General features: G+C 68.6%; 15 protein-coding genes. 8 read left to right on the top strand and 7 right to left on the bottom strand.

Going from position 1 to position 18,742, the window contains the following annotated elements; translation table 11 throughout:
* Positions 1 to 6 precede the first annotated feature (6 nt).
* Entirely contained in the window at positions 7 to 531 is a 525-nt protein-coding gene (ilvN, locus tag ACQP1K_RS22520) for an acetolactate synthase small subunit (protein WP_433497679.1), read from the top strand.
* Positions 532 to 636: 105 nt separating this feature from the next.
* Positions 637 to 1,626: a ketol-acid reductoisomerase gene (gene ilvC / locus ACQP1K_RS22515; RefSeq protein ID WP_433501619.1), complete on the top strand. Its 990-nt coding sequence runs from the start codon at positions 637 to 639 to the stop codon at positions 1,624 to 1,626.
* A 150-nt stretch (positions 1,627 to 1,776) separates the two neighbouring features.
* Here ilvC and ACQP1K_RS22510 read toward each other — a convergent pair whose 3' ends face one another.
* From ACQP1K_RS22510 to ACQP1K_RS22495, 4 genes are all read right to left on the bottom strand, one after another.
* Positions 1,777 to 2,310, bottom strand: a complete 534-nt coding sequence (locus tag ACQP1K_RS22510; RefSeq protein ID WP_433497678.1) for an FHA domain-containing protein — start codon at positions 2,308 to 2,310, stop codon at positions 1,777 to 1,779.
* A gap of 421 nt (positions 2,311 to 2,731) precedes the next feature.
* Positions 2,732 to 3,577 (bottom strand): CAP domain-containing protein, encoded by an 846-nt coding sequence (locus tag ACQP1K_RS22505; RefSeq protein ID WP_433497677.1) that lies wholly within the window; start codon positions 3,575 to 3,577, stop codon positions 2,732 to 2,734.
* A gap of 276 nt (positions 3,578 to 3,853) precedes the next feature.
* Complete coding sequence (locus tag ACQP1K_RS22500; RefSeq protein WP_433497676.1) at positions 3,854 to 5,221, bottom strand: MFS transporter; 1,368 nt, start codon at positions 5,219 to 5,221, stop codon at positions 3,854 to 3,856.
* A 301-nt stretch (positions 5,222 to 5,522) separates the two neighbouring features.
* The gene (locus tag ACQP1K_RS22495) at positions 5,523 to 6,449 is read right to left on the bottom strand and encodes a hypothetical protein (protein ID WP_433497675.1); all 927 of its coding nucleotides are present in this window, start codon (positions 6,447 to 6,449) and stop codon (positions 5,523 to 5,525) included.
* A 289-nt stretch (positions 6,450 to 6,738) separates the two neighbouring features.
* Here ACQP1K_RS22495 and serA point away from each other — a divergent pair, with 289 nt between their 5' ends.
* The 3 genes from serA (at position 6,739) to ACQP1K_RS22480 (ending at position 11,246) form a co-directional block, all read left to right on the top strand.
* Positions 6,739 to 8,328, top strand: a complete 1,590-nt coding sequence (serA, locus tag ACQP1K_RS22490) for a phosphoglycerate dehydrogenase (protein WP_433497674.1) — start codon at positions 6,739 to 6,741, stop codon at positions 8,326 to 8,328.
* 621 nt (positions 8,329 to 8,949) lie between these two features.
* Positions 8,950 to 9,996, top strand: coding sequence for a 3-isopropylmalate dehydrogenase (locus ACQP1K_RS22485; RefSeq protein WP_433497673.1), 1,047 nt, complete (start codon positions 8,950 to 8,952; stop codon positions 9,994 to 9,996).
* A gap of 158 nt (positions 9,997 to 10,154) precedes the next feature.
* Positions 10,155 to 11,246, top strand: coding sequence for a branched-chain amino acid aminotransferase (locus tag ACQP1K_RS22480; RefSeq protein ID WP_433497672.1), 1,092 nt, complete (start codon positions 10,155 to 10,157; stop codon positions 11,244 to 11,246).
* Positions 11,247 to 11,357: 111 nt separating this feature from the next.
* Here the strand turns inward: ACQP1K_RS22480 and ACQP1K_RS22475 are convergent, their stop codons facing one another.
* On the bottom strand, positions 11,358 to 12,011 hold the full coding sequence (locus ACQP1K_RS22475; protein ID WP_433497671.1) for an O-methyltransferase: 654 nt from the start codon (positions 12,009 to 12,011) through the stop codon (positions 11,358 to 11,360).
* Positions 12,012 to 12,282: 271 nt separating this feature from the next.
* Between ACQP1K_RS22475 and cimA the strand changes: the two genes are divergently transcribed.
* On the top strand, positions 12,283 to 13,884 hold the full coding sequence (cimA, locus tag ACQP1K_RS22470; protein ID WP_433497670.1) for a citramalate synthase: 1,602 nt from the start codon (positions 12,283 to 12,285) through the stop codon (positions 13,882 to 13,884).
* An 86-nt stretch (positions 13,885 to 13,970) separates the two neighbouring features.
* Here the strand turns inward: cimA and ACQP1K_RS22465 are convergent, their stop codons facing one another.
* Positions 13,971 to 15,683, bottom strand: a complete 1,713-nt coding sequence (locus tag ACQP1K_RS22465; RefSeq protein ID WP_433497669.1) for a heparinase II/III family protein — start codon at positions 15,681 to 15,683, stop codon at positions 13,971 to 13,973.
* 351 nt (positions 15,684 to 16,034) lie between these two features.
* On the bottom strand, positions 16,035 to 16,427 hold the full coding sequence (locus ACQP1K_RS22460; protein WP_433497668.1) for an antibiotic biosynthesis monooxygenase family protein: 393 nt from the start codon (positions 16,425 to 16,427) through the stop codon (positions 16,035 to 16,037).
* A 174-nt stretch (positions 16,428 to 16,601) separates the two neighbouring features.
* On the opposite strand from ACQP1K_RS22460, the gene ACQP1K_RS22455 reads away from it, so the two are divergent.
* Positions 16,602 to 17,372 carry a fumarylacetoacetate hydrolase family protein gene (locus ACQP1K_RS22455; protein WP_433497667.1) on the top strand — a complete coding sequence of 257 codons (771 nt, stop codon included), beginning with the start codon at positions 16,602 to 16,604 and terminating at the stop codon, positions 17,370 to 17,372.
* A 28-nt stretch (positions 17,373 to 17,400) separates the two neighbouring features.
* Positions 17,401 to 18,729, top strand: coding sequence for a glutamate--tRNA ligase (gene gltX, locus ACQP1K_RS22450; protein ID WP_433501618.1), 1,329 nt, complete (start codon positions 17,401 to 17,403; stop codon positions 18,727 to 18,729).
* The last annotated feature ends 13 nt before the right edge of the window (positions 18,730 to 18,742 follow it).

The following is an 18,742-nucleotide window of genomic DNA, read 5'->3' as shown; positions in this document are numbered from 1 at the left end:
GGCGGCATGAGCCTTCACACGCTGTCCGTCCTGGTCGAGAACAAGCCGGGCGTGCTCGCGCGGGTCGCCGCGCTGTTCAGCCGCCGCGGTTTCAACATCGACTCGCTGGCCGTCGGGCCCACCGAGCACAGCGACATCTCCCGCATGACCATCGTCGTCAACGTTGAGGCCCTGCCACTCGAGCAGGTCACCAAGCAGCTCAACAAGCTGGTCAACGTCATTAAGATCGTAGAGCTCGACAGCGCCCAATCGGTGCGGCGCGAGCTGATGCTGGTCAAGGTCAGGACCGACGACGAGACCCGATCGCACGTCCTGGAGGTGGTCAACCTCTTCCGGGCGCGGTGCGTCGACGTCGCCCCTGACGCGGTGACCATCGAGGTCACCGGCACAAGTGACAAACTGAAGGCGTTCGTCCGGGTCCTGGAGCCGTACGGCATCAAGGAGCTTGTGCAGTCGGGCATGGTGGCCATCGGCCGCGGCGCCCGGTCCATCACCGATCGCTCGCTCCGGGCGCTCGACCGCAGCGCGTGAGCCGTACGGCGGTGCCGTGCCGGTGCCGCACCCGGTGTACAGAAGCGCACGTCGCGGCCGCCAACGTCGCGGCCATCGATTCGGAAAGGCAAGCATGTGACTGAGATCTTCTACGACGACGACGCCGACCTGTCGGTGATTCAGGGTCGGCACGTCGCCGTTCTGGGATATGGCAGCCAGGGGCACGCCCACGCGCTGAGCCTGAGGGACTCCGGTGTGGACGTGCGGGTCGGACTGCCGGAGGGCTCCAAGAGCCGGGAGAAGGCCGAGGCCGACGGGCTGCGTGTCCTCACGCCGGGGGAGGCCGTCGAAGAGGCCGATCTCACGATGATCCTCGCGCCGGACCACATCCAGCGGCACCTCTACGCCGAGCACGTCGCGCCGAACCTCGTCGAGGGCGACGCGCTGTTCTTCGGTCACGGCCTCAACATCCGCTACGGACTCATCGAGGCGCCCGAGGGCGTCGACGTCGCCATGGTGGCGCCCAAGGGCCCCGGCCACCTCGTCCGCCGTCAGTACGCCGCAGGCCGCGGTGTGCCGTGTCTGGTCGCCGTCGAGCGCGACGCCACCGGCAACGCGTGGCCGCTCGTTCTCTCGTACGCCAAGGGCATCGGCGGCACCCGGGCCGGCGCGCTGAAGACCACCTTCACCGAGGAGACCGAGACCGACCTGTTCGGTGAGCAGGCCGTGCTGTGCGGCGGCGTCTCCGAGCTGATCAAGGCCGGGTTCGAGACCCTGATCGAGGCGGGCTACCAGCCCGAGGTCGCCTACTTCGAGTGCCTCCACGAGATGAAGCTGATCGTGGACCTCATGTACGAGGGCGGGGTCTCGAAGATGTACTGGTCGGTGTCCGACACCGCGGAGTACGGCGGCTACACCCGCGGCGCGCGCGTCGTCAACGCGGAGACCAAGAAGGAGATGCGCCGCATCCTGGACGAGATCCGGGACGGCCGCTTCGCCCGCGAGCTGGTCGAGGAGTTCGACTCCGGCCAGACCAACTTCAAGCGCCACCGCGAGGAGCTGGCCGGGCACTCGATCGAGCAGACGGGCGCCAAGCTCCGTCCGATGATGAGCTGGCTCAAGGGCGCCGAGTGACCGAGGCGATCTGATCGGGCCGGTTGATGTGCGAGAGCGGCGTCGCCCTTCGGGCGGTGCCGCTCTGGCATCGAGTCGTTCCGTACGGACCGGGTAGCAGAGTGACCGTGAGCCGCCCGGCGGCGGAGCCGGCCGGGGGCAGGGGTGTGTTCAGGCGGGGACGGACACCAGGAACGCGCAGTCGCCGAAGGCGATCTCGTCGCCCGTCCGTACCCGGGCCGGCCCGACCAGCCGCCAGCCGTTCAGCCGGGTGCCGTTCATCGAGCCGAGATCGACCAGCAGCCACGAGTCCTCCTCGCGGCGCAGCTCGGCGTGCACCCGGGAGACCGTGAGATCCGTCAGCACGAGGTCGCAGGTCGGTCCACGGCCCACCAGATACCGGAGGCGGTCGTCGGCGGGCAGCGCCAACCTGGGAAGGCGAGGACGCCGCCAGGCGGACTCGATCCGATTGCTGAGGTCCGATACGGCGGCCACGGCCTCGGTGATCCGCCTGCGCAGGCGCCCGCGCTGCGGGAGATCCGCGACCAGTTCGTCGATCTCACGGCGGCTCTGCGCGCGCAGCACCATGTCGACACGGCCGATGAAGGTGTCCATGGACAGCCGGCCCTCGGCGGCACGGTCGCGGAGCTCGTCGAGGGCGCGGTCACGGTCCCCGTCCGAGGCGCGAACCGGGGGAGAGCTCATGATTGGAGTATCCGACGCAGCCGGGCGAAGTGTCCAGCAGACCCCCGCATTCCACCTCATTCCAGTAACCCACGCCACCGGCCTCACCCAAGGTACCGCGATCGTACGAAGTCTTCAGGCCACCCCCACACCCCACCCCCACCCCCCCACGGCCGTGATCTTGCGAATACTCGCATGCGGGCCGGAGAGCAGCCACTTTGCGTTCGTGATCTTGCAGTTTCTCGCAGACTTCCCCGCTGACCAGCCGAAACGATGTCGGTGATCTTGCACTTCACCTCGACTGCAAGATCGGCTGACATGTAGGCGCACGTCAGCGGCCTCGTCTGCGAGAAACTGCAAGATCACGAAGCTGATCTGCGCAGGTCAGGGATGGATACTGCGAGAATTCGCAAGATCACGCCGGGGTGGTGGGGTGGTGGAGCTAGTGCCTGCCGAAGTTCTGGGTCCAGTACGGGCCGCCGGCCTTGACGTGGCCCACGCCGATGTCGGTGTAGCTGCAGTTGAGCATGTTGGTGCGGTGGCCGGGACTGTTCATCCACCCCTGCACCACGGCTTCTGGGGTCTGATAGCCCTTGGCGATGTTCTCGGCGATCGCGCCGTAGGAGTATCCCGCCGCCTTGATGCGGTCGGCGAAGGAGCGTCCGTCCTGTGAGGTGTGGCTGAAGTAGTTCTTGGCGGACATGTCGGCCGTGTGGGCGTAGGCCGCCGCATGCAGCTTGGCATCGTGCTTGAGCGGGGCGCAGCCGGCCTTGGCCCGCTCGGCGTTGGTGAGGCGCACCACCTCGTTCTCCAACTCTGTGCCGACGGTGCCCGACCCCGTCGTCGAGCCGCCGCCCGTCGTGCTTCCGGTGGAGGAGCCTCCCGTGGCGGACCCGCCGTTTCCGCCGGTCGGCTTCGAGCCGCACTTCACCCGGGTGGCCTTGGACCGCGACGTGTGGCCGCGATAGTCGGTGACGGTCGTGTAGAACACGCCGTTCACGCAGCGCACGACCAGCGCGAGGCGTCCGCTCTCGACGACCTTGGCGCCGCTCTTCACCACGCGGTCCGGGCCCGGCACGGCCTTCCAGATGCGGACCCGCAGCTTCGCGGGGCCGCTGCACCCGATCCGGTAACCGTTCGCGCGGATCTTCCCGCCCGTCGTGACGTACGGCTTGGCGGCGGAGACCCGGCAGCCCAGGTGGTCGGTCGTCGCCTGGGCTGTGCCGGCGGGCAGACCGACCACCGTGAGGCCCCCGAGGCACAGGGCCGCTCCGAGCGCTTTGTTCACGATTTCGTCCTCCAGATGAGGGGATAGGTCCGGCCACGGGATCTCGCCGCCTGTCGCGGGTGCTGCTCGAGGTGAGATCCGCGTGACACCCCCTGGGCCGCGCCCTCATGGGGGACGAGGGAGGTACGACCCGAAGGGGCTGGTTGAGAACCGCATTATGGTGGCCACAACCCCTCGTGTCCGAAAAATCACAGAAGTCACAAAAATACCAACGTTCCAAACTCACTCGGCCACCACTGCGGCACCCCTGGTAACGGGTACGAGGTCAGATGGTGATCAGGCCGGGGTGCCCCCGGCGGTGTCGCCGGCCGGGCCATCGCCTGCCGGTACGGTGAGGCGGCCTGGGGCGAGACGGTCGGCGGTGAGGTCGTACCTCAGTGTCATCAGCACTGCGGCCAGCGACATGAGGGCGGGCACGAGCGTCACGCCGATGAGGACCGCTGTGTGCGCGCTGTCCGGCTGCGTCACCGGAGTCTCCGGATCGGAGGAGATGAAGCCGCCGACGGCGAGCACGGCGCCGTAGACGGTGGCGCCCAGGGCGGACACGGCGTTCTCGATCGCCGTCCACAGTCCGGTGAAGACGCCCCCGCGGCGCTCGCCGCTGACCTCGCTGTCATGGGCGATCACGTCGGCGAGCATGGAGAACTGCAGCAACTGCAGGCCCGCGTAGCCGAATCCGACCGACACGACGGCGAGATGCGCGTACAGCGACCCGAGCACCGGGGCGGCGACGAGCAGCGCGGCGCCGATCAGGAACAGCGATCCGGCCAGGACCATCGCGCCCCGCTTGTCGAGCCTGTGGGCCAGCCGTACCCAGAGCGGCATCGTGACCAGCATCGGCCCGACGAGCGCGGCGAAGAGCGTGCTCGTGGCGGCGGTGTCGTGCAGGACGTAGGCGGCGAAGTAGGGGGCTCCGGCGAGCATGACCCCCACCGCGAGGTTCTGGGCCGAGCTGAGGCCGAGCAGCCACAGGAACGGCCTGCTCGCCCTGGCGGCGGCGAGCTGCGATCTCAGGGTCCCCTCCGACCGCTGCCGCCCGATGAAGGGGGCGCGGGCCGTGCCGGCGAACGACCCGATCATCGCGGCGAGCAGGATCGCCGCGAAGGTGACGCCCATCAGGCGGTAGCCGCCGGCGGAATCGCCGGCGAGCATCGGCGCGACGACCCCGCTGAGCGCGACCGACACCGCGACGAAGATCATCCGCCACTGCAGCAGCGAGGTCCGCTCGTGATAGTCGGCGCTCATCTCGGCCGGCATCGCCTTGTACGGAACCTCGTACAGCGCGTATCCGGTCGAGGCGAACAGGAACGCGACGCCGACGAAGACGGCGGCGGGGACGCCGGTGAGCGGCGGCCCGCTGAACATCACGGCGAAGGAGGCCGGGAGGACGGCCGCCCCGGCGAGCAGCCATGGCCGCCGCGGTCCCCAGCGCGAGGAGGTGCGGTCGGACCACTGGCCGACCAGGGGGTTGACGAGCAGATCCCACGCCTTCGGCAGGAACAGCACGATGCCGGCGAGCACGGCGGGCACGGCCAGCACGTTCGTCATGTAGTAGAGCAGCAGGAGGCCGGGGATGGTCGAGAAGTTGGCCGTGCAGAACGAGCCGACGGCATATCCGAGGCGCACGCCGCGTGAGACGGTCACGGGGGGTGGCGTCGCGGCCGAGGAGACCATGCGGATATTCAAGCCGAGCCGGCATTCGACAGGAAGGTTTCCGTACCGACATTTCGGTCAGGCCGTTCCAGCGCGTACGCACCATGCGTTTCCCACCACGCGTCTCCCAACGAACGCCAACGCCGACAGCCGAACGCGGACAGGCCGCACACGCCGAACCGCGCCGGACGGTGTCGGACGGTGTCGAACCGGCCCCACCGACGCCACGAGCCGCAGTGAAGACCGCCGGGGGAGGGCACGGGCGGAAGCTCCCCGGGCCCTCCCCGTAAGGTCAGCCTCTGACGTCGGCGCAGACGACGTGGGCGCCGATCTCGATCATCCGGCGTTCCGTGTGCGCGTCGGTGACCCGCGCCATGAGCACCGGCGCCCCGCTGGCCGCCAGTTGCGGCAGCCGGGCGCGGACCCGGCGGTGGACGTCCCTGACGATGTCCTCGCCGGTCTTCGTGTTCACCCTGACGAGCAGCATCAGTCCCCACGACCCGGAGACCGTCCGGGCCTCAGAGATCCATACATGGTGCACGTTCGGGTAGTCGCGAAGCAGTTCGGAGACCGCCACCCGGAGGGCGGGCAGGATCGGATGGTTCGTCCTGCGATAGCCCGGGTCGACGACCTGCATGGCACCGGACAGGTGCTGGCGAGGCGCCGGGATCCAGGCGGGCGGGACGGAGCCGGAATCGGCCGGAGCCCGTTCCCGGGCCGACGCCGGCGGAGCGGCGAGCGGACGACCGGCGGCGGCCGCCGGGGGAGCGGCGTGTGTGACCTGCGAGCGGGTCACCGTTGCCATGGCCCCGGTGGCGTACGCCGTCGGGGCGGCGGCCGAGCGCATCGCCGAGACCGCCGGAGCGGGGCCGGTCCGGCTTGACTGGAGGTAGCGGCGCAGGTCGTCGATGGGTACGGCGGCGGCCGCCGGCCCGGCGGCATCGATGACGATGTCCCGGACGCCGGTGACCTGTTGGATTTCGAGGATGGTATCGGCGTCACAGGCCGACAACGAATGGCTCCCACGGTGCCGGGCGTAGGTCTCCGGCGCCGTGTAGCCGAGCAGGACGCGATCACCGTTCTGCGTTGTGCCGAGCACCACGGAGCGGTCGGGGCGGACGGCCACCAGGATGCCCCGCTCGGCTAGGGCGGACAGCAACTGCTGAGCGCTGCCGTGCCGCGCGAGAACGTCACCCAGAGAGGGGTTCCCGATGCTCATAGGCCGAACAATAGGGGGTGAACCATAGCGAATCAGGCTAATCGCGAAGATTGGGTGCTATCAATACCCGAGATGGCTGCTCGAGCGGATTGGATCGATCCAAATATCACAAATTGGGATCAAATCGTCACGATCCGCGTTCACCCCTTTCTCATGCGTCTCAGGAGGTCCCAACCACCCGGTGGCCGTCTCGGATACCGGATCGCTCGTGAGAGCTTTCACAAGCCCGGATAGACTCGACGACTGTCCGTGCTGTCGCACTTCTCGAACTTTTCGAAGGACTCAACCAGTGAACAAGCCCGTCGTTCTTGTCGCAGAGGAGCTTTCCGACGCGGGTCTCGCCGTGCTCGGCGCGGACTTCGAGGTCCGTCACACCGACGGAGCCGACCGCTCGCAGTTCCTGCCCGCTCTCGCCGAAGTGGACGCCCTGATCGTCCGCAGCGCCACCCAGGTGGACGCTGAGGCCCTCGCGAACGCGCCCAAGCTTCGCGTCGTCGCCCGCGCGGGCGTCGGCCTCGACAACGTCGACGTCGAGGCGGCCACCAAGGCCGGTGTCATGGTCGTCAACGCGCCGACCTCCAACATCACCAGCGCGGCCGAGCACACGGTCGCACTGATCCTCGCCGGGGCGCGCAACGTGGCCCAGGCGCACGCCGCGCTGAAGAACGGCGAGTGGAAGCGGTCCAAGTACACCGGCATCGAGCTCGACGGCAAGGTCGTCGGCATCCTGGGCCTCGGCAAGATCGGCCAGCTCGTGGCCCAGCGCCTGCAGCCGTTCGGTGTCGAGATCGTCGCCTACGACCCCTACATCCAGCCGGCCCGGGCCGTCCAGATGGGCGTGCGGCTGCTGTCGCTGGAGGAGGTCCTGGCACAGGCGGACTTCATCACGGTCCACCTGCCCAAGTCGAAGGAGACGATCGGCCTGATCGGCGACCGCGAGTTGCACATGGTCAAGCCGACCGTCCGTCTGATCAACGTCGCACGCGGCGGCATCATCGACGAGAACGCGCTCTACTCCGCTCTCAAGGAGGGCCGTGTGGGCGGGGCCGCGATCGACGTGTTCGCCAAGGAGCCGTGCAACGACAGCCCGCTGTTCGAGTTCGACCAGGTCGTGGTCACGCCGCACCTCGGCGCTTCCACCCACGAGGCGCAGGAGAAGGCCGGCACCCAGGTCGCCCGCAGCGTCAAGCTCGCGCTGGCCGGCGAGTTCGTGCCGGACGCGGTGAACGTCCAGGGCGGCGCGGTCGCCGAGGACGTCAAGCCGGGTCTGCCGCTCACCGAGAAGCTCGGACGCATCTTCACCGCGCTCGCCGGCGAGGTGGCCACCCGGCTCGAAGTCGAGATCCGCGGTGAGATCGCCTCCCAGGACGTACGGGTGCTGGAGCTCGCCGCGCTCAAGGGCGTCTTCACCGACGTGGTCGAGGACACGGTGACCTACGTGAACGCCCCGTTGCTCGCCAAGGACCGCGGCACCGTGGTCGAACTCGTCACCAGCTCAGAGAGCCCCGACTGGCGCAACGTCGTCACCGTGCGCGGGGTGCTGGCCGACGGCCGTACCGTCTCGGTCTCCGGCACGCTGTCCGGCCCCCGGCAGATCACGAAGATAGTCGAGGTGAACGGCTTCGCCATGGAGATCGAGCCGACCGATCACCTGGCCTTCTTCACGTACGCCGACCGGCCCGGCATCGTCGGCGTCGTCGGACGCCTGCTCGGCGAGCACAGGATCAACATCGCCTCCATGCAGGTGTCCCGCGACGTCAAGGGCGGCCGGGCGCTGATCGCGCTCACCGTCGACTCGACGATCCCGTCCGACGTCGTCGAGCAGATCGCCGGTGAGATCGGCGCCGACAGCGGCCGCACGGTGGATCTGGAGGTCTGAGCGGGACCTGAAGGACTGGAGCGGCCACGAGGACCGTCGCGGATCCGCGGATCCGCGACGGTCCTCGTCGTCTTGGCCCGTACGGCGGTGTCCCCGCCACACGGGCCTCTTTTGTCTCGAATAATGAGATACTAGGTCGTCCTACAAGATTCTGCGGTAACCTGGAGCGGTATGACGCGCCAGGTACTCGTACTCATTACCTGCCGCGGCGGGGCCTGATCAGGGTGGGCCGGCCCGTCACGGTGTGCGGCGTTGTGCGCCGCCGGCCGTCGGTTCCATAGACCCAGAGCGCGTGACCCGCGCAGAGTCGGAGCCGGCAATCCGGAGTCCGCGACCGGATCTGTTCTTTCTTTTTTCAGTCCTTCTTCGCGAATGAGACCCGTCATGTACGAGATGTATCCCTGGAACCGTCCCGAGGACGCCGAAGACGAGGCCACCGCCGCACTGCAGATCGCACTCGACCGCCGGGACAACGGCGGCCTGCCGGCACGCTGAGCCGGATCGCGCCCTGAGGTCACGGCGACACCGGCCGTGATCCGGGAGATCGCGTCCGCGATCGGGCATTATGTCCGAATAGTGAGATCGGCGTTCGATCTCCGAGACCACCGGTAAGGTACTCCCATGGAGTCGAGCAACATCCGTCTGGCAGTCATCCCCGGTGACGGGATCGGCGCCGAGGTCGTCGCAGAGGGCCTCAAGGTCCTCCACGCCATCGGTGTCAAGACTGAGACGACCGAATATGATCTCGGGGCGAAGCGCTATCACGCGACCGGGGAGACCCTCTCCGACACTGTGCTCGAGGAGCTGCGCGGCTATGACGCGATTCTGCTCGGCGCCGTCGGCGATCCCAGCGTCCCGCCGGGTGTCCTGGAGCGTGAGCTGCTGCTCAGGCTCCGCTTCGAGCTGGACCACTACGTGAACCTCCGCCCGGTCAAGCTGTTCCCCGGGGTGACCACCCCGCTCGGCGAGGCCCGTCCCGAGGACATCGACATGGTCGTCGTCCGCGAGGGCACCGAGGGTCCGTACGCCGGGGCCGGAGGCGTGATGCGCCGCGGCACGGAGCAGGAGATCGCCACCCAGGAGTCGCTGAACACCGCCTTCGGCGTCGAGCGCGTCGTGCGTTACGCGTTCGAGAAGGCGCGGTCCAGGCCCCGTCGTAAGCTCACCCTGGTCCACAAGACCAACGTGCTGACCTTCGCCGGTGACCTCTGGGCCCGTACGGTCGACCGGGTGGGCCGGGAGTTCCCCGACGTGGAGACGGACTACTGCCACGTGGACGCGGCCTCGATGTTCTTCATCACCCAGCCGCAGCGCTTCGACGTGATCGTCACCGACAACCTCTTCGGTGACATCCTCACCGACATCGGCGCGGCCATCGCCGGAGGCATCGGCCTCGCCGCCAGTGGTAACGTCAATCCGGCCCGTACGGCACCGTCGATGTTCGAGCCCGTGCACGGCAGCGCCCCCGACATCGCGGGCCAGGGCAAGGCCGACCCCACCGCCACGATCCTGTCCATCGCCATGCTCCTCGACCACATCGGGCTCGCCGAGGCCGCGACCCGGGTCGAGCAGGCCGTCGCGGACGACCTGCTCGAACGGCAGGGGGCCTGGACCGCCAGGTCGACCCGTGAGATCGGAGACGACATCGCCGGACGAGTAGCGGGCTGATCCGGGCCGCTATCTGATCAAGGCGCCGATCGACGCGCATGGCGGCCCGTGGGGTCGTCATGCGCTTTTTTTGTACCCGCCTTATGCCGTAGTTTTCCGTTGGAAGGTCGTCGCCGCACAATGAGCGTTACGACGACGTCGAGAAAAGGATCTTCGTCATGACCACTCAGCTCAGCTTCGATGTGCAGCTCAATCCGCGAGCCCGCAGCGCGGGGGAGCGCGCGGAGGTATTGGCGAATCCGGGCTTCGGGCAGTCCTTCACGGATCACATGATCTCCATCGACTGGACCGAGGGGCGCGGCTGGCACGACGCCCGGCTCCAGCCGTACGGCCCGTTGCTCCTCGACCCCGCGACGTCGGTCTTCCACTACGCCCAGGAGTTGTTCGAGGGGCTCAAGGCGTACCGGCAGGCGGGCGGGTCGATCGTCACCTTCCGTCCGTACGCCAACGCCGCGCGCTTCAACAGGTCGGCGGCCCGGATGGCGATGCCCGAGCTGCCCGAGGACGCGTTCGTCCAGTCGCTGGAACTGCTCGTCCAGACCGACCGCGAGTGGGTGCCCACCACCGACGGCCACAGCCTCTACCTGCGGCCATTCATGATCGCGACGCAGGCGGCACTCGGTGTGAACCACCCGTCGAACTCCTACAAGTACATGGTGATCGCCTCGCCCGCCGCTTCGTACTTCTCCGGCGGCGTCAAGCCCGTCTCGGTCTGGCTGTCCACGGAGTTCACCCGGGCCGCTCCCGGCGGGACCGGCTTCGCCAAGTGCGGCGGCAACTACGCAGCGGCCTTCGTCGCCCAGCGCCAGGCCGTGCGGGAGGGCTGCGACCAGGTCGTCTGGCTCGACGCCTTCGAGCACCGCTGGGTCGAGGAGATGGGCGGGATGAACCTCTTCTTCGTCTTCGGCGACCGCCTCGTCACCCCCGCGCTGACCGGCACCCTGCTGCCGGGCATCACCCGCGACTCGATCCTCAGCATCGCGGCGGAGCTCGGCCTCCGGCCCGAGGAGGGCAAGATCTCGATCGATGACTGGCAGTCGGCCTGCGAGTCGGGCGAGCTGAGTGAGGTCTTCGCCTGCGGCACGGCCGCCGTGGTCACCCCCGTGGGCTCCGTCAAGGGCGCCGACCGCGCCTGGACCGTGGGCGACGGCACTCCGGGCCCGGTCACCATGAAGATCCGTGACGAGCTCGTCGGCATCCAGTACGGCACCCGCCCCGACACCCGCAACTGGATCCACAAGATCTGCTGAGTCGCCGGGAGCACGGGCCCGGTCCGGCCGGAAACCGTCAGGCCGGGCCCCGTCCCGTACGGCCAACGCCACGATCGGCTTGCCGGTGCCGATCGTCAGACCCCTCGGAGATCAGTTCTTGCGGATCAGGGTCAGGCCGTCGGCGAAGGGCAGGAGGACGCAGGTCACCCGCGAATCACCGGCGACCAGGTCGTTGAAGTCCCGTATGGCGGGCACGGCGCCCCCGGCGGAGGGGTCGACGACCCGGCCATGCTGCAGCGTGTTGTCCACGGCGATCAGCCCGCCGGGCCTGAGCCGTACGAGAAGTTCCTCGTAGTAGACCGGGTAGCCGGCCTTGTCCGCGTCGATGAACGCGAAGTCGATCCACTCTTCGCGTGGCATGTCCCGCAGGGTGTCGGCCGCCGGTCCCAGGCGGAGCTCGATCTTGTCCGAGACGCCCGCCTTGTCCCAGTAGCGGCGGGCCACGGAGGTCCACTCCTCGCTGACATCACAGGCGATCAGCCGGCCGTCCGCCGGCATGCCCCTGGCGATGCAGATGGAGGAGTAGCCGGTGAAGGTGCCGACCTCGACGGCCCTGCGAACCCCCGAGAACCCGGCGAGCATGGTGAGCAACGTGCCCTGTTCCGCGGAGATCTGCATGGAGATGCGGTCGCCGACGAGCCGGAGCGTCTCCTCGGTGAGGGCACGGAGCAGATCGTCGGGCGGGGTGGTGTGCGCGATGGTGTACTCGGCCACTGCGGGATCGGTGAACTCGGCAACCTTCATGTGCATCACCCTAATATCGCGAGGGCGGCGAGCGGGCGGAGCGTGGTCGTGGAAGTCGTCCATGTCTCGTAACCTGAGATCGATGTGCCGGCGGCCGGGAGCATGTGGCAGACTGCTGGGCATCATGTTCTACGGTCTGCTCATTATCGGCAGGCGCGTCGGCTAGACAAGGGACAACGCCGACGCGCAGACCTCTCACGTCCGTGAGGGGTCTTTTTGTTTGGGCCGATGAGCGCGCGGCGACGACCGGACCCGCGAAGGAGACGAAGAGATGATCGACGACGGCTTCCACGTGTACGACACGACGCTCCGTGATGGGGCCCAGCAGGAGGGGCTGAACCTGTCGGTCGCCGACAAGATGGCGATCGCTCGTCACCTGGACCATCTGGGCGTCGGCTTCATCGAGGGAGGCTGGCCGGGCGCCAATCCCAAGGACACGGAATTCTTCCGGCGGGCTCAAACCGAGCTCGACCTGAAACACGCGCAGCTCGCCGCGTTCGGCGCGACCCGCCGGGCCGGTGTGAAGGCCGCCGACGATCCCCTGGTGGCCGCCCTGCGCGAGTCCGGAGCGCCGGTCGTGACGCTCGTCGCCAAGAGCCACGACCGGCATGTGGAGCTGGCCCTCCGCACGACGCTGGAGGAGAACCTCGCGATGATCCGCGACACGGTCTCCCACCTTCGTGCGGAGGGCCGGCGCGTCTTCCTCGACGCGGAACATTTCTTCGACGGATACCGCTCCAACCCCGCCTACGCACTCGAGGTGCTGCGTACGGCGGCTGAGGCCGGCGCCGACGTGGTCGCGCTGTGCGACACCAACGGCGGCATGCTCCCCGACGAACTCGCCGAGGTCGTCCACGAGGCGGCCGGCACCGGCGCCAGGCTCGGCATCCACTGCCACGACGACACCGGCTGCGCCGTGGCCAACACCCTGGCAGCGGTCAAGGCGGGCGCCACCCATGTGCAGGGATGCGCCAACGGGTACGGCGAGCGCTCGGGCAACGCCAACCTCTTCACGGTCGTGGCCAACCTCCAGCTCAAGAGGGGATTCGACCTCGTGCCGCCGCAGTCCCTCGCCGACATGACGCGCATCGCGCATGCGATCACCGAGGTCACCAACGTCACGCCCAACTCGCACCAGCCCTATGTGGGCGCCTCCGCCTTCGCGCACAAGGCCGGGCTGCACGCTTCGGCGATCAAGGTGGACCCCAACCTCTACCAGCACATCGATCCCGGCCTGGTCGGCAACGACATGCGGATGCTGGTCTCGGACATGGCCGGACGGGCCTCGGTTGAGCTCAAGGGCCGCGAGCTGGGCTACCGCCTCACCGGCGAGCAGTCCCGCGAACTGGTCGAGCGGGTCAAGGACCTGGAGTCGCGCGGGCACACCTTCGAGGCCGCCGACGCCTCCTTCGAGCTTCTGCTGCGCGACACCGTCGCCGGCGAGCACAGGCGATACTTCACCGTCGAGTCATGGCGGGTCATCGTGGAGCGCCGCCCCGTCCTCGATCCGGTCGCCGGTTCTACGACGTCCGAGGTCGCGAGCGAGGCCACGGTGAAGCTGCAGGCCAAGGGTGAGCGGATCGTCGCGACCGGGGAGGGCAACGGCCCGGTCAACGCCCTGGACAAGGCCGTACGGCTGGCCCTGGAGAAGCTCTATCCCGAGCTCGCCGCCGTCCAGCTCATCGACTTCAAGGTCCGCATCCTGGAGGGGACGCAGGGCACCGGCGCGATCACCCGCGTTCTGATCAACTCCAGCGACTCGACCGGCGATTGGGCCACGGTCGGCGTCGACGAGAACATCATCGAGGCGTCCTGGCAGGCCCTCGAGCAGGCCGTGACGTACGGACTCCTCCGTGCGGGGTATCAGGCCTGACCCCGGCCCGTACGCGGCACGCGGCCCGACCACTGGCCGGGCCGCGGCCGTGCGGGCCCGTGCTCCGGCCGAGACGGAGTGGTCCGTTACGACAGGGTGCCGGAGGCGCCCACCCGGAGGGTCACCTTGCCGCCGGAGGTCTGGACGGCCACGCTCCGGCCGGAGCAGGTGACACTCGGTTTGTCAGTGCCGGGCACGATGAGCGTCAGCAGCGCCTTGGCCGTGGGGGAGATCACGACCGGGGCGCGCTCCTTCTTCATGTAGCCGGGCGAGATCCACCCCTGGTAGGGCCCGGTCCGCCCGCTGACCACTCGCTGCCCGCCGATCGGCTTGCACGACGGCATGTCGAGCTGCACGAGCGTGGCCCGCCAGCCGCCGTCCGCCATCACGATCCGTCCCCGTTCCGAGGAGACGACCTGCAACGCCGGGTCGAGGTGCCACAGGTTGCGCAGCTTCCCGCCCCCGGTGTCGAGGACTGCCATCACGTCGTCGTGGTGGTTGACCAGCACGGACCGGGTGCGGCGAACGCCGTACGCCAGGTCGGTCAGCGTGAACGACTGCCGGCCCTCGCCGATGGAGCGGCGGGTGAGGGCAGAAGGCGTATGCCCGCGGAACTTCCTGCCCACGACGACCGGCACGTTGTGGGCCTCCGGCGTCATCGTCCAGCGGCGGTACGGCGTGTTCTCGTAGGAGTGGAAGCCCGCCTCGGTGAGGATGGAGTGGCCCTGGGCGTAGTAGGTCACGCCCAGGTGGTCCTCATGGCCGTGGAACTTCCGGCCGGGGCCGAAGCGGATCGAATAGTACGCCGACTGCGGGTCGTCCCATGCGGTGCGGCCGAAGACGTACCCGGCCTTGAAGACCTCGACGGTCTTCTTTCCGTGGTCGAAGCCGCTCGGCTGGATGTCGGCCGGGCCGTCCCCGATGGGCACCAGGTAGCCGTTCGGCATGGTGGCGGCGGCGATGTGCCCGGTCAGGCTCTTCCACCGCCGCACCAGCGTGGCCGGCGCCTTGATCCCGCAGTCGGCCATCGTGTCCACGGCGACCCTGAGACGCTCGTGGACGTAGATCGCATAGCGCGGAGCCTGCTCCATGAGCGTGCCCTCGGAGTCGATGTCGAGCTTCATCGACTTGACCATGCGGCGTACGGCGAGGTCCTTCCAGCCCGTGTTGCCGTAGCGGCAGCCGATCCGCAGCAGGCCGATGTCCTGGTCGAGCCCGTGGTTGTGGCCTTCCTCGTAATTGTTCGGGTCGGCCAGCAGTTTGGCGTGCTGGGCGAGGCTGCGGGTGAGCCAGGTGCCCTTGACATGTCTGCTCAGGCAGACCAGGGCAGGAGCGCGGAGCGCGATCGGGTGCTCGTCCCAGGCGTACTTCGCCGTACCGCGCCCGCCATAGGGGTTGTCCGCCACCCAGTCCTTGGCGATCTCGGTCGCCCGCCTGAGGTACTCCTCCTTGCCGGTCGTCTCGTAGTCGGCGACCAGCCTGCCCATCCAGCGCAGCGACTGGAAGACCATCTGCCAGGACCGGTTCCGGTACGGATCCGCCCGCCAGTTGACGTTCTTGCCCACGCTGACGGCGGGGAAGTCGAGAAACGAGAGCTTGCCGTCCATGATCTCCGGCGCGGTGGGGGTGGCCGGCAGCCAGTCCCCCTGACACTCGGCGGTCCGTTTCACGCCGGCCGTGACCTGCTGCGTGGTCGCCGACGCGCCGCTCGGAAGAGCCAGGGCGGAGACGTTGCCCACGAGGAGCAGAGCGGACAGGCCTAGGCCGTGTTTCCTGAGGACGTGAGTGCGGCCGCGCACGCCAGATTCCTTCCGGCAAGATTCAAGGCAGGAAGGGTCATGCTGTCCGAATCACGGCAATGCGGTCAAGTCACATTGATCACTTCGTTAACAACACCCCCACCCCCACCTCAGCCCGCCGTGATCTTGCAATTACTTGCATGGATGCGCGTTGACCTGGGATTTCTCGTCTCGTGATCTTGCAGAAACTCGCAGAGACCCCGTTCCATCTGCGGCTTCGTCCTTCGTGATCTTGCACTGCAAGATCACGAACGGAATAACGCCAGGTGGGAGGCGTTGAGTGCGAGTTTCTGCAAGATCACGGAAGGTGTTCGTGCAGCTCAAGCGGTGGGCCTGCGAGTATTCGCAAGATCACGGCTTGGGGGTGGGTTTGGGGGTGGGGGTGGGGGCGGCGGTCTGGACGACCTCGAACGACCACACCTCGGAGGCCGAGGCCGCCGGTCCCTCGCCTTGTCCGTGACCCTGCTGCCCGTGGTCGTGCCCCGGCCCCTGGGCCTCGCCCTGCGCCTGGGCGTGGCCGGCCTGGAAGGACCGGCTCTGCTGCCAGCGCTGGAAGTCCTCCTCGCTGCGCCACCGGGTGTAGACGAGGTAGCGGTCGGTTCCCTCGACGGGCCGCAGCAGCTCGAACCACTCGAACCCGTCGGACGACTCGACCATCCCGGCCCGGCCGGCGAACCGCCGCTCCAGTTCCTGCCGCATCTCCTCGGGCACCGTCAGCACGTTGATCTTCACGACAGAAGGCATAGGAACCCCCGTACGACTCGGTTCTCACCGCCCGGTTGCGCGGCCGTTCAGCACCACCTTACGGAGGTACGGCCCAGCCCGACGGGACGGACGCCCCCCCGGACGCCCCCCTGACGCCCCCGGACACCGTGCCGTACGGGCGAACCTCGGCGGCCGGGGCACTAGGCTCGTGACGTGCGTATCGCGAGGTTTTCCAAGGGCGACGGGGTCGCGTTCGGAGTGCTGGAGGAGGGCGAGCAGGTCATCGCCCACGTCGCGGGCCACCCGTTCGGCGGGGTCGAGTTCACCGGCGAGCGCTATCCGCTCGCCGAGGTCCGCCTGGTCGCCCCGATGCTGCCCAGCAAGGTCATCGCGATCGGCAAGAACTATGCCGACCACGCCAGGGAAATGGGCGGCGAGGCGCCGGCGGAGCCGGTCGTCTTCCTCAAGCCCAGCACATCGGTGGTCGGACCGGGAGAACCGATCGCCTACCCGGAGAAGCTGTCCCAACGGGTCGACTACGAGGGCGAGCTGGCCGTGGTGATCGGACGGCTGTGCCGAGACGTCCCGGCCGAGCGGGCCCATGACGTGATCTTCGGGTACACCTGCGCCAACGACGTGACCGCCCGCGACCTGCAGTCCAGGGACGGCCAGTGGTCGAGGGCGAAGGGCTTCGACACGTTCTGCCCGCTGGGCCCGTGGATCGAGACCTCGCTCGACCCGGCCGACCTCGCGCTCACGACCACGCTCAACGGGGAGCTGCGGCAGAGTGCGCGCACCTCCCAGCTCCTGCACGACGTCCCGGCGCTCATCGAGTACGTGAGCGCGGTCATGACCCTGCTGCCCGGCGACGTCATCCTGACCGGCACGCCCGCGGGTGTCGGCCCGATGTCCGTGGGCGACGAGGTGAGCGTCGGCATCGAAGGAATCGGAACTCTTACAAACCGGGTGATCTCACGTGATTAGGGTGCGCTTCGCCCCTTCGCCCACCGGCATGTTCCATGTCGGGGGGGCCCGCTCCGCGCTGTTCAACTGGGCCCTGGCCGAACAGACCGGCGGCAAGTTCGTGCTCCGGATCGAGGACACGGACGCCGCGCGCAACCGGCCGGAATGGACCGAGGGGATCATCTCGGCCCTGGCCTGGATCGGCATCAACGGCGACTCGCCGAACTTCGAGGGGCCGTACTTCCAGTCCGCCTACGAGCAGCAGCACCGCGAGGCGGCGGCACGGCTGCTCAAGGACGGCAAGGCCTACCACTGCACCTGCACGCGGGACGTCGTGAAGGCCAGGACCGGCTCGGAACACCAGGGGTACGACGGCCACTGCCGCGACCTGGGCCTGACCGAGGGTGCGGTGCGGTTCCGCAGCCCCGATGCGGGCGTGACCGTGGTGGAGGACCTCGTACGCGGACGGGTGGAGTTCCCGAACGCGTCGATGGAGGACTTCGTCATCGTGCGCGGCGACGGATCGCCGCTGTTCATCCTCGCCAACGTGGTCGACGACATGGAGATGCGGATCAGCCATGTGGTCCGCGCCGAGGAGCACCTGTCGAACACCCCCAAGCAGCAGCTGCTGTGGGAGGCGCTCGGCGCGCCGCCCCCGGTGTGGGCGCACGTGCCCGTCATCGTCAACGAGAAGCGGCAGAAGCTGTCCAAGCGCCGGGACAAGGTCGCGCTGGAGTCCTACCGGGACGAGGGCTACCTCGCGGAGGCGATGGTCAACTACCTCATGCTGCTCGGCTGGGGGCCCGGCGACGACCGGGAGATCATGTCCTGGTCGGAGATGATGCCGCTGTTCCGGCTGGAGGACGTGAACCCGTCGCCGGCGTTCTTCGACGAGAAGAAGCTGCGCGCGTTCAACGGGGAGTACATCAGGGCGCTGCCGCCGGACGTCTTCATCGGCCGCTGCGAGCCGTGGCTCGACCCGTCGTGGGACCGCGCCGTCTTCGCCAGGGTCGCGCCCCTGGTCCAGACCCGGGTGGCGGTGCTGTCCGAGGTGACGGCCAACGTCGACTTCCTCTTCCTCGAGGAACCCGTCTTCGACCAGCCGTCCTGGGACAAGGCGATGAAGCCGGGCGCGGCGGAGATCCTCGCCGGATACGCCGAGCGGCTGGAGTCGGTCGCCTGGGACCCCGAGTCGCTGAAGGCCGCCCTGGAGGAGGTCGGCGCCGCCCGCGGGCTCAAGCTCGGCAAGGCCCAGGCGCCGGTGCGCGTGGCGATCACCGGCCGGACCGTGGGCCTGCCGCTGTTCGAGTCGATCGAGGTCCTCGGCCGCGAGCGCGCCCTCGACCGGCTCCGTACGGCTCTGGCCAAGCTCTCCTGACATGTGGCCGGCC

The organism is Sphaerimonospora sp. CA-214678 (assembly GCF_050942215.1).
Taxonomy (GTDB): domain Bacteria; phylum Actinomycetota; class Actinomycetes; order Streptosporangiales; family Streptosporangiaceae; genus Sphaerimonospora.
Note: the sequence above shows the minus strand (reverse complement) of the source record. Positions and strands in the feature narration are given on the sequence as shown.